The 13,058-nt window shown below is 71.3% G+C and carries 14 protein-coding genes; 5 read left to right on the top strand and 9 right to left on the bottom strand.

Going from position 1 to position 13,058, the window contains the following annotated elements:
• Window positions 1-41: 41 nt before the first annotated feature.
• The 5 genes from AB0E77_RS27065 to AB0E77_RS27045 form a co-directional block, all read right to left on the bottom strand.
• A complete protein-coding gene (locus tag AB0E77_RS27065; RefSeq protein WP_361575160.1) occupies window positions 42-920 on the bottom strand; it encodes a hypothetical protein in 879 nt (292 codons plus the stop codon).
• The gene (locus AB0E77_RS27060) at window positions 917-1,483 is read right to left on the bottom strand and encodes a SigE family RNA polymerase sigma factor (RefSeq protein ID WP_361575157.1); all 567 of its coding nucleotides are present in this window, start codon (window positions 1,481-1,483) and stop codon (window positions 917-919) included. Before AB0E77_RS27060 ends, AB0E77_RS27065 begins: the two co-directional genes overlap by 4 nt.
• Window positions 1,484-1,645: 162 nt before the next feature.
• Window positions 1,646-3,103: a penicillin-binding transpeptidase domain-containing protein gene (locus AB0E77_RS27055; protein WP_361575154.1), complete on the bottom strand. Its 1,458-nt coding sequence runs from the start codon at window positions 3,101-3,103 to the stop codon at window positions 1,646-1,648.
• A gap of 90 nt (window positions 3,104-3,193) precedes the next feature.
• Window positions 3,194-3,664, bottom strand: a complete 471-nt coding sequence (locus AB0E77_RS27050) for a GNAT family N-acetyltransferase (RefSeq protein ID WP_361575151.1) — start codon at window positions 3,662-3,664, stop codon at window positions 3,194-3,196.
• A gap of 3 nt (window positions 3,665-3,667) precedes the next feature.
• Window positions 3,668-4,441 carry an IclR family transcriptional regulator gene (locus AB0E77_RS27045; RefSeq protein WP_356555075.1) on the bottom strand — a complete coding sequence of 258 codons (774 nt, stop codon included), beginning with the start codon at window positions 4,439-4,441 and terminating at the stop codon, window positions 3,668-3,670.
• A 119-nt stretch (window positions 4,442-4,560) separates the two neighbouring features.
• Between AB0E77_RS27045 and AB0E77_RS27040 the strand changes: the two genes are divergently transcribed.
• The 5 genes from AB0E77_RS27040 to AB0E77_RS27020 all read left to right on the top strand — a co-directional run bounded on the left by AB0E77_RS27040 (window position 4,561) and on the right by AB0E77_RS27020 (window position 9,321).
• The gene (locus AB0E77_RS27040) at window positions 4,561-6,090 is read left to right on the top strand and encodes an aldehyde dehydrogenase (NADP(+)) (protein WP_361575148.1); all 1,530 of its coding nucleotides are present in this window, start codon (window positions 4,561-4,563) and stop codon (window positions 6,088-6,090) included.
• A gap of 130 nt (window positions 6,091-6,220) precedes the next feature.
• Window positions 6,221-6,829: a DUF1349 domain-containing protein gene (locus tag AB0E77_RS27035; protein WP_361575145.1), complete on the top strand. Its 609-nt coding sequence runs from the start codon at window positions 6,221-6,223 to the stop codon at window positions 6,827-6,829.
• Window positions 6,830-6,866: 37 nt separating this feature from the next.
• Window positions 6,867-7,370 carry a GNAT family N-acetyltransferase gene (locus AB0E77_RS27030; RefSeq protein WP_361575142.1) on the top strand — a complete coding sequence of 168 codons (504 nt, stop codon included), beginning with the start codon at window positions 6,867-6,869 and terminating at the stop codon, window positions 7,368-7,370.
• Window positions 7,371-7,446: 76 nt separating this feature from the next.
• On the top strand, window positions 7,447-8,166 hold the full coding sequence (locus tag AB0E77_RS27025; RefSeq protein ID WP_361575140.1) for a DsbA family oxidoreductase: 720 nt from the start codon (window positions 7,447-7,449) through the stop codon (window positions 8,164-8,166).
• Between the two features lie 60 nt (window positions 8,167-8,226).
• A complete protein-coding gene (locus tag AB0E77_RS27020; RefSeq protein WP_361575137.1) occupies window positions 8,227-9,321 on the top strand; it encodes an aminotransferase class V-fold PLP-dependent enzyme in 1,095 nt (364 codons plus the stop codon).
• Window positions 9,322-9,419: 98 nt separating this feature from the next.
• Here the strand turns inward: AB0E77_RS27020 and thpD are convergent, their stop codons facing one another.
• The 4 genes from thpD to ectA all read right to left on the bottom strand — a co-directional run bounded on the left by thpD (window position 9,420) and on the right by ectA (window position 12,740).
• Window positions 9,420-10,319 (bottom strand): ectoine hydroxylase, encoded by a 900-nt coding sequence (gene thpD / locus AB0E77_RS27015; RefSeq protein WP_361575134.1) that lies wholly within the window; start codon window positions 10,317-10,319, stop codon window positions 9,420-9,422.
• 6 nt (window positions 10,320-10,325) lie between these two features.
• A complete protein-coding gene (locus AB0E77_RS27010; protein ID WP_004932953.1) occupies window positions 10,326-10,724 on the bottom strand; it encodes an ectoine synthase in 399 nt (132 codons plus the stop codon).
• Window positions 10,725-10,816: 92 nt separating this feature from the next.
• The gene (ectB, locus tag AB0E77_RS27005) at window positions 10,817-12,088 is read right to left on the bottom strand and encodes a diaminobutyrate--2-oxoglutarate transaminase (protein ID WP_361575131.1); all 1,272 of its coding nucleotides are present in this window, start codon (window positions 12,086-12,088) and stop codon (window positions 10,817-10,819) included.
• Between the two features lie 133 nt (window positions 12,089-12,221).
• Window positions 12,222-12,740, bottom strand: coding sequence for a diaminobutyrate acetyltransferase (gene ectA, locus AB0E77_RS27000; protein ID WP_361575129.1), 519 nt, complete (start codon window positions 12,738-12,740; stop codon window positions 12,222-12,224).
• Window positions 12,741-13,058: the final 318 nt, after the last annotated feature.

The following is a 13,058-nucleotide window of genomic DNA, read 5'->3' as shown; positions in this document are numbered from 1 at the left end:
GCCACGGACGGGCAAAGGGTTGCCGGTGGCGCGGAGTTTCCTCACGCGCCGTCGTCGTGCGGCGCGAAGTCGCCCCGCACCGACAGCCGTCCGGTCTGCGCGGTGGCCGTCGCCGAGTAGCGGTCGCCGTTAGCGTCCCGGCCGCCCAGCGCGTGGTCGTACTGGCCCGCGAACATCCACTCGCCCGCCGGGACCGTACGGCCCTGCTTGAGCGTCCACCGGTGGACGAGGAAACCGTCCCGCTCCTCCACCGTGAACGTGAAGTCGTCCTCGGGCAGCGACCGCCACGCGCCGGTGGAGGCGACCCCGCCGGTCTGCGCCACCCTCAGCTCGACGGTGAGCGCGGTCAGCGGGGTGCTCGTCCTCAGGGTGATGTTGCTCTGCGCCCAGTAGTCGTTGCTGTGCGGGTCGACCGAGCCGTCCGACCACAGCGGGCCGTCCTCGGTCCCGGCGGCCGGTGGGCGGGCGGCGCCGGTGGCCGTGCCGGACGGAGACCCGGCAGGTGTCCCGTCCGGCGTTCCGGAGGACGACGGCCGGTCCGGCCCCCGCGTCCCGGCCGAGGTCCCCGGCGTCGGTGCGACGGACGACGACGGCCGGGGCGCGGGGCTCGTGGGGGCGGCCGGCGACGGGGAAGCCGTCGGGGAGGCGGCGACCGAGCGCCGGGCGGGCGCCTCGTCCTTCACCGCGGACGCGACCGCGTACCCGCCGACCACGAGGACACCCGCCACCGCGGCCGTCGCACCGGCCACCCGGGCCCAGCCCAGCGCCGGCGGGCGGGCCGCCCGGCGCCCGGCAAGGTCCCGGCCCGCCATGCCGCGCTCGATCCGGGCCAGCATGCGCGCGCGGTCGGGCTCGTGCGCCCCGGCCGCCTCGTGCAGCCGGGCGCGCAGCTCCTCGTCCACGTCCCGCCGCCCGGTCATCGTTTCCTTCCCGCGGCCTCACCGGTGCGTGCGATCGCCGCGTGCACCTGCTGCGCCGCCCCCCGGGTGCCGAGCACCCGCTGCAGTTCGGCCACCGCCTTCGACGTCTGGCTCTTCACCGTACCCACCGAGACGCCCAGGGCGAGGGCGGTGTCCTTCTCGGAGAGGTCGAACGCGTGCCGCAGCACCACGCACGCCCGCTTGCGGAACGGCAGGGCGCGCAACGCCTCCTGTACGTCCACCACACCCGCGACGTCCGGGTTCTCCGTCCCCTCCTCGCGCTGCGGCCAGAACAGGGCGACGCGCCGGCGCTCGCGCACAGCGCTGCGGATCCGGCTGCGGGCGAGATTGGCGACCACGCCGCGCGCGTACGCCACCGGATGGTCGGCCGCGCGCACCCGGTCCCAGCGGTGCCACAGCGCGAGCAGGGCGTCCGCCGCCAGGTCGTCGGCGGCGTCCGGCTCGCCCGTCAGCAGATGGGCGAGCCGGGACAGTTCGGCGTAGTGGCGCTCGAAGAAGGCGTGGAACTCCACGGAGGCGGCGTCGTCGACGACTGTGCCCACGGGCGGACTCTCCTCGCAGCGGCTTCCCCGGCGTCGAACAGCCGTGCGCCGGGCCGGGATCCGGCACTGTAGCAGCGTCGGCCGGTCCGGCCGTACGGTGCGCCGAACACCGTATGGCACCCCGAACCGATGTGAGGAGGTCCCTTCCGGCCTTCGGAAGGCCTAGTCCTTCAGCGCCGCCTGCATCATCGCCCTGGCCACCGGGGCCGCCAGTCCGTTGCCGCTGACCTCGGAGCGCGCCGCGTCGGACTGCTCGACCAGGACGGCCACGGCGACCTGCCGGTCCGACGAGTCGGACTTGGCGTAGGACGTGAACCAGGCGTACGGCGTCTTGCTGTTGTTCTCGCCGTGCTGGGCCGTGCCCGTCTTGCCGCCCACGGTCGCGCCGGCGATCTGCGCGTTCGACCCCGTGCCCTCGTCGACCACCGTCCGCATGGCCGACTGGAGCTGCCGGGCGGTGTCGGAGCTGACGATCCGCTCGGTCCCGGCCGAGTCGTCGTAGTCCTCCAGCACGTCGCCGTCGCCGCCGGTGATCTGCGACACCATGTGCGGCGAGACCAGCTTGCCGTCGTTGGCGAGGGCCGCGGACACCATGGCCATCTGGAGCGGGGTCGCCGTCACGTCGAACTGGCCGATGCCCGTCAGGGCGGTCGACGGCCGGTTCATGTCCTTCGGGTACACGCTCGTGTACGCCCGCACCGGCACGTCCTGCGTCGCGTCGTTGAACCCGAACTTCTCGGCCATGGCCCGCAGCTTGTCCTGACCCAGGTCCACGGCCATCTTCGCGAACACGTTGTTGCACGAGTACTGCAGCGCCGTGCGGATCGTGGCGTTCTCGCAGGGGGCGTTCGGGTTCTCGTTCGACAGATCGGTGTTCGTGTCCGGCAGCTGGTACGGGTCCGGGCTGTCGGTCCTCTCGTCGACCGATCCGTACAGCCCGTCCTCCAGCGCTGCCGCCGCCACCACGAGCTTGAACGTCGAGCCCGGTGGCAGCGGCTGGCGCAGCGCACGGTTGGTCAGCGGCTTGTCCGGGTCGCTCGTGAGCGTCTGCCACGCCTCACCGGCGGTGTTGGCGTCGGTCAGCGACGACGGGTCGTACGACGGGGTGGAGACGACCGAGAGGATCCTGCCCGTCTTCGGGTCGATCGCGACGGCGGCGCCCTTCTTGTCGCCCAGCGCCTCGAGCCCGGCCTTCTGCACGTCCGGGTCGATCGTCGTGATCACGTTGCCCGGGTCGGACCGCCGGCCGGTGACCGTGTCCATGAGGGTGTGCAGCCGCGGGTCGGTGCCGTTGAGCAGGTCCTGGTAGATGCCCTCCAGCTGGGTCGGCGCGTACGCCTGCGAGGCGTAGCCCGTCACCGCCGCGTACAGCTCGCCGTCCGTGTACGTGCGCTTGTACGTGAGGTCGCCGCCCTTCGTCGGCGTGGATCCGGTGACCGAGCGTCCGGCCACGATGATGTTCCCGAGCGGCTCCGCGTACGTCTCGATCGCGTTGCGCCGGTTGCCCTTGTCGTCCGCGAGCGCCTGGCCGTCGTAGAACTGCACCCAGGTCGCCCGCACCAGCAGAGCGAACACCAGGAGCAGCGTGAAGACCGAGGCGCGCCTGATCGTCTTGTTCATCCCGCCCACAGGACGAACGGGCGGGAGCGGATCGTTCCCATGCGCCCCGTTTTCTCATCATCCGTTCATGAAACCCCGGGCAGGCGGCGCTCAGTGGGCGAGGTGGAGGACGACCTCGTCGATGACCTCGCCGCGCGCCGGCGCGAAGCCCCGTGCCCGGGCGCTCGTCTCGAAGCCGCACTTCTCCAGCACCCGCCGCGACCCGGCGTTGTCCGCGGCGGCCCGGGCGTACAGCGGGCGGTCCTCGACCTCGGCGAGCAGGGCCCGCAGGGCGGCCGTGGCCACGCCCCGACCCCAGTAGGCCCGGTCCACCCAGTACGTCACCTCGCGCTCGCCGGGCTCCCCGTACACCGCGGTGCTGCCGATGACGTCGCCGTCGCCCAGGATGGTCCGCACGACGTCCCGCGAGGCCCGAATCTTCCGCCAGTGCGCCGTGAACGCGTCCCAGTCGGCGGGGTCCGGCGGGGTGAAGGCCGCCATGCGCAGGGCCTCCGGATCGTTCATCTGCCGGAAGAAGACGGGCAGATCGCTGTCGTGGACCTCGCGCAGTGCGATGAGCATGGCTCAGAGCCTACGCGTCGCCAGCGTCAGCCGGTCACGCGCGTCGAACAGCGCGTCCTTCACCGTCTGCTCGTGCGCCGGCGTCAGCCGCGCCACCGGAACCGAGCAGCTGATCGCGTCCCGCGCGGGGGTGCGGTAGGGGATCGCCACGCCGAAGCAGCGCAGCCCCAGGGTGTTCTCCTCGCGGTCCACCGCGAAACCCTGCTCCCGCACCTGGTGCAGCTCCTCGATGAGCCTCTCCCGGTCGGTGATGGTGTGTTCGGTCAACGCCGGCAGGGTCTCCGGGAGCATCTTGCGGACCTGCTCGTCGCTGTACGTGCTCAGCAGCGCCTTGCCCAGCGACGTGGAGTGCGCGGGCAGCCGGCGGCCGACCCGGGTGAAGGGGCGCAGGTAGTGCTGGGACTGGCGGGTGGCCAGATAGACGACGTTCGTGCCGTCCAGCCGGGCGAGGTGGATCGTCTCCGTGGTGTCGTCCGAGAGCCGGTCCAGCGTCGGCCGCGCCGCCGCGACCACCTCGTCGCCGTCGATGTACGACGTGCCGACCAGCAGCGCCCGTACGCCGATGCCGTACCGCGTGCCCGTCGCGTCCGTCTCCACCCAGCCCAGCTCGACCAGCGTGCGCAGCAGCATGTACAGGCTCGACTTGGGGTAGCCCACGGCCTCCTGGACCGACGCGAGGGAGTGCATGCCGGGGCGTCCGGCGAAGTACTCGAGCAGTTCCACCGTCCGCACGGCGGACTTGACCTGCGCTCCGCCCCCCGTCTCGCCAGCCGACATCGCCCTTGACCCCTTCGTTCGACGGGAAATAGTGTCCACCGTATTCATCATCGGAGACAACGTTCAGTATATCGAACGACTTCGTTGCAGAGAACGCAGAGCACGTGGAGGGACCCGCGGTGGCAGCAGCACCAGTCTGGAGTGTCGACCCCCGTACCGGGAAGCAGCGTGAACAGGTCGCGGTGGAGGCCACGGCCCAGGAGGTGGACGCCGCCGTCCGTGCCGCCCACGCGGCACGCGAGGCCCTCGCCGACCGCGCCGTCCGCGCGGCGTTCCTGCGCACCGCCGCCGACGAGCTGAAGGCGGCCGAGAACACCCTCGTGGAGGTGGCCGACGCCGAGACCGCGCTCGGCCCGGTCCGGCTCACCGGCGAGCTCGCCCGCACCTGCTACCAGCTGCGGGCCTTCGCCGACATCGTCGACGAGGGGGAGTTCCTCGGCGTCGTCATCAACCACCCCGACGACACCGCCACCCCGCCCATCCCCGACCTGCGCCGCTACAAGGTGCCGCTCGGCGTCGTGGCCGTCTACTCCGCCTCCAACTTCCCCTTCGCCTTCTCCGTCCCCGGCGGCGACACCGCGAGCGCCCTCGCGGCCGGCTGCCCGGTCGTCGTCAAGGCCCACCCCGACCACCCGGCCCTGTCCGAGCTGGTCGCGAGCGTGCTGCGCCGGGCCGCCGCCCGGCACGACCTCCCCGAGGGCGTCCTCGGCCTCGTGCACGGCTTCGACGCCGGTCTCGAGCTGATCAGGCACCCGCTGGTGACCGCGGCCGGCTTCACCGGCTCCGTACGCGGTGGCCGCGCCCTCTTCGACGCGGCGGCGGCCCGCCCCGTGCCCATCCCCTTCCACGGCGAGCTGGGCTCCCTGAACCCGGTCGTCGTCACCGAGGCCGCGGCGGCCGAACGGGCGGAGGCCATCGGCGCCGGCCTCGCCGGTTCGATGACGCTGGGCGTCGGCCAGTTCTGCGTCAAGCCCGGCCTGGTCCTCGTGCCGTCCGGCGCCGCCGGTGACGGCCTGGTCAAGACCCTCACGGACGCCGTCAGCGCCACCGACGCCGGGGTGCTGCTCGACCACCGCATGCGGGACAACTTCGTCGCCGGCGTCACCGAGCGCGCGGCGCTGCCCGACGTGGAGTCCCCGGTGACGCCGGGCTCGGGCGGCGAGCACAGCGTCAGCCCCGGCTTCCTGACCGTGCCGGCCGCGCGGCTGGCCGCCGAGGGCGAGCACGACCTGCTCCTCGAGGAGTGCTTCGGGCCGGTCACCGTGGTGGCCCGCTACGAGGACGAGGCCGAGGTCCGGGGGGTGCTGTCGCGGCTGCCGGGGAATCTGACGGCGACGGTGCAGCTCTCCGCCGGAGAGGCCGCGGGGGAGGGAGGCGGCGCCGAGCTTCTCGGTGCGGTGACGCCCCTCGCGGGGCGGGTGCTGGTGAACGGGTGGCCCACGGGGGTCGCGGTGGCCGCGGCCCAGCATCACGGGGGGCCGTATCCGGCGACGACGTCGACGTCCACGTCGGTGGGCGGTACCGCTATTGAGCGGTGGCTGCGGCCGGTGGCCTACCAGGGAGTGCCGGAGGCGCTGCTGCCGGTGGAGTTGCGGGACGGGAATCCGCTGGGGCTGCCTCGGAGGTTCGACGGGGTGCTTGAGCGGTAGCGCCGTGGGGGTGCGGGTTGTTCTGCGGGTGCGGCGGCGTCGTGGCCGGTCGCGCCCACGCGGCGGAGCCGCATGTCGATACCGCCCCGCGCCCCTGAGGCCCGTATCCCCGACCGGATGGAATCAGTACATGGACATCGCACTTCCCGAACTGCCCTTTTCCCTCTGCCCCTATGGGCCCGACGGCAGTTGGGCATACGAGGACGGTGTGCTCACCGGTGTTGCCGGGGCTCGGCAGGATCGGTTCGTGCCGCCCACCGGCGAGGCGCTGGAGTCCGTTTCCGACGCGCCCCGGCTGCTGGGGGCTCCCGTCGGAGATTTCCAGCTGATCGCCCGGGTCACCGTCGGCTTCCGGGCCGCCTTCGATGCCGGGGTGCTGTACATCCACGTCGGGGAGCGGGCCTGGGCCAAGTTGTGCCTGGAGTACTCGCCGGACGTGGCCACCGTCTGCACGGTGGTCACCCGGGGGCACTCCGACGACTGCAACTCCTTCCCGGTGGAGGGCGATTCCGTGTGGCTGCGGGTCAGCCGCAGCGGGCGGGCCTTCGCCTTCCACGCCTCCCCCGACGGCGAGCGCTGGACCTTCGTCCGGCTCTTCACCCTGGGCGACGAGCGGGAGACGGGCTCGGCGCTGGTCGGCTTCCTCGCCCAGGCGCCCACGGGGGAGGGGTGCACCGTGACCTACGACCACCTGGAGTTCCGGCCGCACTGGCCGGCCGGGCTGCGCGACGGAAGCTGACGCAACCGGAAGGGGCGGCTCACGCGTCCTGCGGTGCATGATCCACGAACGCGTGACCGGAAACCGGGTGATCCGCACCGTCCTGCCCGCCGAGACGGAGACGGTGGCCGCCCTGCACGTCCGCGCCCGGGCGACGTACTACCCGGACGGGCTCCCCGACGACGGCTACGACTGGGCCACCGCCTGGCGCACCGCCGTCGAGCGGCCCGACGGCCACGTGCTGTGCGTCGTGGAGCACGGGCGCATGGTCGCCGTCGCTTCGTTCCGCGCCCCGGAGGACGCCCCGTCCGGACTGGTCAAGCTGTACCAGTTCCACGTCGACCCCGACCACTGGCGCTCCGGCATCGGCACCGCCCTGCACGCCGCCTGCGTCGAGCAGTGGCGGGCCGACGGCCTGCGGACCGCCGTCCTCGACGTCCACACCGGCAACCGGCGCGCCCAGGCCTTCTACGCCCGCCGGGGCTGGTTCCCCGACCCGGAGCACCCGCACGCCGAGGACGACCACCACCTCTTCCTGCGCTTCGACGTGCCCGGGGAATGAGACCCGGCGCTTGAACGTTCACGTACGTGGCGGAGGGGAGGCCTCCGCACCGTACGACCTGGAGAAGAGCCGAGACATGCGCGTCGAGATCTGGAGCGACATCGCCTGCCCCTGGTGCTACGTGGGCAAGGCCCGCTTCGAGAAGGCGCTGGCGGCCTTCGAGCACCGGGACGGCGTCGAGGTGGTGCACCGGTCCTTCGAGCTGGACCCCGGGCGGGCCAAGGACGACGTGCAGCCCGTGCTGACGATGCTCACCGCGAAGTACGGCATGAGCGAGGCGCAGGCACAGGCCGGTGAGGACAACCTCGGCGCGCAGGCCGCCGCCGAGGGCCTGGACTACCGCACCCGGGGCCGCGACCACGGCAGCACCTTCGACATGCACCGGCTGCTCCACCTGGCCAAGGAGCACGGCCGTCAGGAGGTGCTGCTGGACGCGCTCTACCGGGGCAACTTCGCCGAGGAGCGCTCCGTCTTCGACGACGACGAACGGCTCGTGGAGCTGGCCGTCGCCGCCGGGCTGGCGGAGGACGCCGTCCGTACGGTGCTCTCCGACCCCACCGCCTACGCCGACGAGGTGCGCGCCGACGAACGCGAGGCCGCGCAGCTCGGGGCGACCGGGGTGCCGTTCTTCGTGCTCGACCGCACGTACGGCGTCTCCGGCGCCCAGCCCGCCGAGGTCTTCGCCCAGGCACTGACGCAGGCCTGGGGCGAGCGCCCGCCGCTGAAGCTCGTCGACGCCGGGGACGGGACGGCCGAGGCCTGTGGTCCGGACGGCTGTGCGGTGCCGCAGAACTGAAACGCGCAGGTCAACGGGTTCGCATAAGCGTTCCTTGGGGATATCGCGCAGAAATACGCAATGGACGGGGAGGTCCCGGGGCCGCACAGTGGTGACATGGAGAGCTTCGAGACCCTCGTCCGTGCCGAGTTCGATCCGAAGACGACGTACCTGAACACCGCCAGCACCGGCCTGCTGCCCGCCCGGACCCTCGCCGCGATGCGGGACGCGGCACAGTCCGCGGCGGACGGGCAGCCCCTCGACATGTTCGCCGACGTCGAGGCGAGCCGGGCCGCCTTCGCCCGTCTCCTCGGGGTGCCCGCCTCCCGGGTGGCGACCGGGGCGTCGGTCGCCACCTTCAGCGGGCTCGTCGCGTCCTCGCTGCCCGCGGGCGCCGAAGTCCTCACCGCGGAGGCCGACTTCAGCTCCCTGGTGAACCCCCTCCACCTGCGCCGCGACCTCAAGGTCCGCAGCGTGCCGCTGGAACGGATCGCCGAGTCGGTGGGCCCGGACACCGCGCTGGTCGCGGTCAGCTCCGTGCAGTCGGCCGACGGACGGATCGCCGACCTCGCGGGACTGCGGGACGCCGCCCGGGCGCACGGCGCGCGGACGCTGATCGACGCCTCCCAGTCGAACGGGTGGCTGCCGCTGGCCGCCGACGACTTCGACTACGTGGCCGCCGTCGGCTACAAGTGGGTGTTCTGCCCGCGCGGCGTCGCCTTCCTCGTCGTCCCGGAGGACCTCGGCGAATCCGCCGGACTGACGCCGCTGTTCGCCGGGTGGGCGTCGGGCGAGCACCCCTGGGACAGCTGCTACGGCCCCGTCGAGGAACTCGCGCACTCCGCGCGGCGCTTCGACGAGAGCCCCGCCCTCTTCTCCTACACCGGCGCCCGGCACTCCCTCGCGCTCGTCGAGGAACTCGGCGTGAAGGCCGTGCACGCACACGACACCGCCCTCGCCGACCGGTTCCGCGCGGGCCTGGGCTCCCTGGGGCACGAGCCGGTCCCCGCACCCGGGTCGGCGATCGTCTCCGTGCCCGGACTCGGCCACCGTCAGGGCGACCTGGGGCGGGCGGGCGTGCAGGTCTCGGACCGGGCGGGCAATCTGCGGGCCGCGTTCCACCTCTACAACACGGAGGCGGACGTCGACCGGCTCCTCGACGTCCTGGCGGGCTGAGCCGCCCGGCCGTGCGACGGCGCGTACCGGGCAGGGGCCTCCCGTCCCACACGAGGAGGCCCCTGCCCGAGTCTTGTGCGCGGTTCACCGCACGGGCGTCACCGCACCGGCGTGAAGTCCCGCGCCCCGATGAACTCCGGACGCCGGATCGGTGCCGCGAAGGGCTCGACCGCCGTGTTCTCCACGCTGTTGAACACGATGAACACGTTGCTGCGCGGGAACGGCGTGATGTTGTCGCCCGACCCGTGCATGCAGTTGCAGTCGAACCAGGTCGCCGAGCCGGCCTTGCCGGTGAACAGCTTGATGCCGTACTCCGAGGCCATCTTCGTCAGCGCCTCGTCGGACGGCGTTCCCGCGTCCTGCATCTGCAGGGACTTCTTGTAGTTGTCCTTCGGCGTGGCCCCCGCGCACCCGAGGAACGTCTTGTGCGACCCCGGCATGATCATGAGACCGCCGTTGGTGTCGTAGTTCTCGGTGAGCGCGATGGAGACGGAGATCGTGCGCATGTTCGGCAGGCCGTCCTCGGCGTGCCAGGTCTCGAAGTCCGAGTGCCAGTAGAAGCCACTGGCCCCGAAGCCCGGCTTGACGTTGATCCGCGACTGGTGGACGTAGACGTCCGAGCCGAGGATCTGCCGGGCCCGGCCGACCACGCGCTCGTCGCGCACCAGATTCGCGAAGACCTCGCTGATCTTGTGCACTTCGAAGACGGACCGGATCTCCTTGGACCGCGGCTCCACGATCGAGCGCTCGTCCGCGCGGATCGCCGGGTCGCTCGTCAGCCGCTCCAGTTCCCGCTGGTAGACGGCGACCTCGTCCGGCCCGATGAGCTGGTCGATGGCGAGGAAGCCGTCGCGGTCCAGTGCCTGGAGGTCACCGGCCGAGACGGGGCCGGGCGCGCCGGGGTCGCCCCAGACCACCGGGTCCTGCCGGGGCGTGGCCACCTCGGTGGCACCGCGGGTGGGATAGAGATCGGTGATGTTCGTGGTCGTGATGGTCACGATGACTCACACCTCCTCGGTGAGCAGCGGGTAGACGCCGTTCTCGTCGTGGTCCTCCCGTCCGGTCACGGGCGGGTTGAAGACACAGATGCAGTGGAAGTCCTCCTTGACCTTGAGCGTGTGCCGCTCGTGGCCGTCCAGGAGGTACATCGTGCCCGGGGTGATGTGGTACGTCTTCCCCGTCTCGCGGTCGGTGAGCTCGGCATCGCCCTTGGTGCAGACGACGGCCTCGATGTGGTTCGCGTACCACATGTCCGTCTCCGTGCCCGCGTACAGGATCGTCTCGTGGACGGAGAAGCCGACCTTCTCCTTGGCGAGGACGATGCGCTTGCTCTCCCAGGTGCCGGACGCCGACTTCACGTGCCGGTCGGTGCCTTCGATCTCCTTGAACGAACGGACGATCACGGTGTTGCGATGCCTCCTAGGTGAGGGTGTGCAGGGATCCCCGGCGCCCACGGTCGCGCGGGCCGAAGGCGCCGGAAGCGCGTGGTGCGGTGTCAGGCGGTCTCGCGCACGGCGCGGGCGAGGGTCTTCATGCCCTCGTCCACCTCGTCGGGCGTGACGGTGAGCGCCGGCAGGAGTTTGACGACCTCGCTCTCGGGGCCGGACGTCTCGATGAGCAGCCCGAGCTCGAAGGCGCGCCTGGCGACGCGGCCCGCGCGCTCCTTGTCGTGGAACTCCAGGCCCCAGACCAGGCCGCGGCCCCGGTACTCCTTGACGTCGGCGAGGTTCTCCTCGGTGATGGCGATCATGTGCTGCTCGACCTGCTCGCCGCGCTTGCGGGTCTGCTTCTCCATCGCCGAGCCGTCCGTCCAGTACGCCTCCAGCGTGGCGGTCGCCGTGACGAAGGCCGGGTTGTTGCCGCGGAAGGTGCCGTTGTGCTCGCCCGGCTCCCACACGTCCAGCTCCGGCTTGAACAGGCACAGCGACATGGGCAGCCCGTAGCCGCTGATCGACTTGGAGACGGTCACGATGTCCGGCGTGATGCCCGCCTCCTCGAAGGAGAAGAAGGCGCCGGTCCGGCCGCAGCCCATCTGGATGTCGTCGACGATGAGCAGCATGTCCTGGCGGGCGCACAGCTCGGACAGGGCGCGCAGCCACTCGGGCCGGGCCACGTTGATGCCGCCCTCGCCCTGCACCGTCTCGACGATCACGGCGGCCGGCTTGTTGAGGCCGGAGCCCTGGTCCTCGAGCAGCCGCTCGAACCAGAGGAAGTCCTCGACGGTGCCGTCGAAGTAGTTGTCGAACGGCATGGGCGTGCCGTGCACCAGCGGGATGCCGGCGCCGGCCCGCTTGAAGGCGTTGCCGGTCACGGCGAGCGAGCCCAGCGACATGCCGTGGAAGGCGTTGGTGAACGACACGATCGACTCGCGTCCCTTCACCTTGCGCGCCAGCTTCAGCGCGGACTCCACGGCGTTGGTGCCCGTCGGGCCCGGGAACATGACCTTGTAGGGCAGGTCGCGCGGCCGCAGGACGATGTTCTGGAAGGTCTCCAGGAAGCGGCGCTTGGCGGTCGTCGACATGTCCAGCCCGTGCGTGACGCCGTCCCGCTCCAGGTAGTCGATCAACGCCCGTTTCAGGACGGGGTTGTTGTGCCCGTAGTTGAGCGAGCCCGCGCCGGCGAAGAAGTCGAGGTACTCGTGGCCGTCCTCGTCGTACATCCGGCTGCCGTGGGCGCGGTCGAAGACGGTGGGCCAGCCGCGGCAGTAGCTGCGCACCTCGGATTCGACGGTCTCGAAAACGCTGAGGTCGGGCTGGGTGATGGTCACGACGAATCGCTCCTCGTGGGGTGAGGTGGGAGAGGAAGGTCGTACGGATCCGGGGGACGACCCGGGCGGTCGCTGCCGGGAAGTGCGAGGGGCCGGAGGTCCGGGGCGCCCGGACGTCCGGGGGCCGGGCCGGTCAGCCGCGGGCCGCGGTGGTCAGGGGGCCGATGCGGTACAGCACTTCGGGCTCGTGCGGTCCGTCGGGGAAGAGGTCCGTGTCGAACAGCACCTCGCGCTCAAGCCGGGCTCCGTGCCGCTCGGCGAACGAGGTGAACAACCGCTGGGACGCGGTGTTGTCGGGGGAGATGGTGGTCTCCACGGTCTCCGTCCCGAACTCCGCGGCGGTCCGGGCGGCCAGCTCGTCCAGCAGTGAAGCGGCGAGCTTTCGTCCACGGTAAGCCTCGTCCACCGCCACCTGCCACACGAGCAGTGTGTCCGGCCGGTCGGGCCGCAGGTAGCCGGTGACGAAGCCGACCGGCACGCCGTGCCCGTCACGGGCCACGGCCGAGGTGGCGGCGAAGTCACGGCACCAGAGCAGATAGCTGTAGGACGAGTTCAGGTCGAGGACCTTGGAATCCCTCGCTATCCGCCACAGGGCGGCCCCGTCGGCCACTTCCGGGCGATCGATTCGCAGGTCTGCTTGCACGGCGGTCATGCAAATTGAATTTACCCAGTGGAATTAAAAAATGCATCGCCGGATGGGGTTACGGATGAGCGCCTCATGTGTTATCGCGCGGGCGCGTGCTTCCGCGCGAGAGGGCGGCGATTTGGGGGTAAATGACCTGTACATAAGTAGCAAAACGGTCACCATGTGCAACGGGTCACAATCATGTAACCCGTCGCGAGGTGCTCCGGATCCGATCTCCTGGCTTCATGAAATCAGGGGGTTTAGGCCCACGAAAACCGGGCAGGAGAATACCGGGAGCCTATCGAGGTAATTATCTGAATTCACTTTCTGTGGACTTCGGTAATT

It is taken from the genome of Streptomyces sp. NPDC032940 (assembly GCF_040636935.1).
GTDB lineage: Bacteria > Actinomycetota > Actinomycetes > Streptomycetales > Streptomycetaceae > Streptomyces.
Note: the sequence above shows the minus strand (reverse complement) of the source record. Positions and strands in the feature narration are given on the sequence as shown.

What these genes read in the sequence shown, in the direction of transcription:
- AB0E77_RS27065 (WP_361575160.1), bottom strand. Translation starts at nt 920, where the DNA reads ATGACCGGGCGGCGGGACGTGGACGAGGAGCTGCGCGCCCGGCTGCAC.
- AB0E77_RS27055 (WP_361575154.1), bottom strand. Translation starts at nt 3,103, where the DNA reads ATGAACAAGACGATCAGGCGCGCCTCGGTCTTCACGCTGCTCCTGGTG.
- AB0E77_RS27050 (WP_361575151.1), bottom strand. Translation starts at nt 3,664, where the DNA reads ATGCTCATCGCACTGCGCGAGGTCCACGACAGCGATCTGCCCGTCTTC.
- AB0E77_RS27045 (WP_356555075.1), bottom strand. Translation starts at nt 4,441, where the DNA reads ATGTCGGCTGGCGAGACGGGGGGCGGAGCGCAGGTCAAGTCCGCCGTG.
- AB0E77_RS27035 (WP_361575145.1), top strand. Translation starts at nt 6,221, where the DNA reads ATGGACATCGCACTTCCCGAACTGCCCTTTTCCCTCTGCCCCTATGGG.
- AB0E77_RS27030 (WP_361575142.1), top strand. Translation starts at nt 6,867, where the DNA reads ATGATCCACGAACGCGTGACCGGAAACCGGGTGATCCGCACCGTCCTG.
- AB0E77_RS27025 (WP_361575140.1), top strand. Translation starts at nt 7,447, where the DNA reads ATGCGCGTCGAGATCTGGAGCGACATCGCCTGCCCCTGGTGCTACGTG.
- AB0E77_RS27020 (WP_361575137.1), top strand. Translation starts at nt 8,227, where the DNA reads ATGGACGGGGAGGTCCCGGGGCCGCACAGTGGTGACATGGAGAGCTTC.
- ectA (WP_361575129.1), bottom strand. Translation starts at nt 12,740, where the DNA reads ATGACCGCCGTGCAAGCAGACCTGCGAATCGATCGCCCGGAAGTGGCC.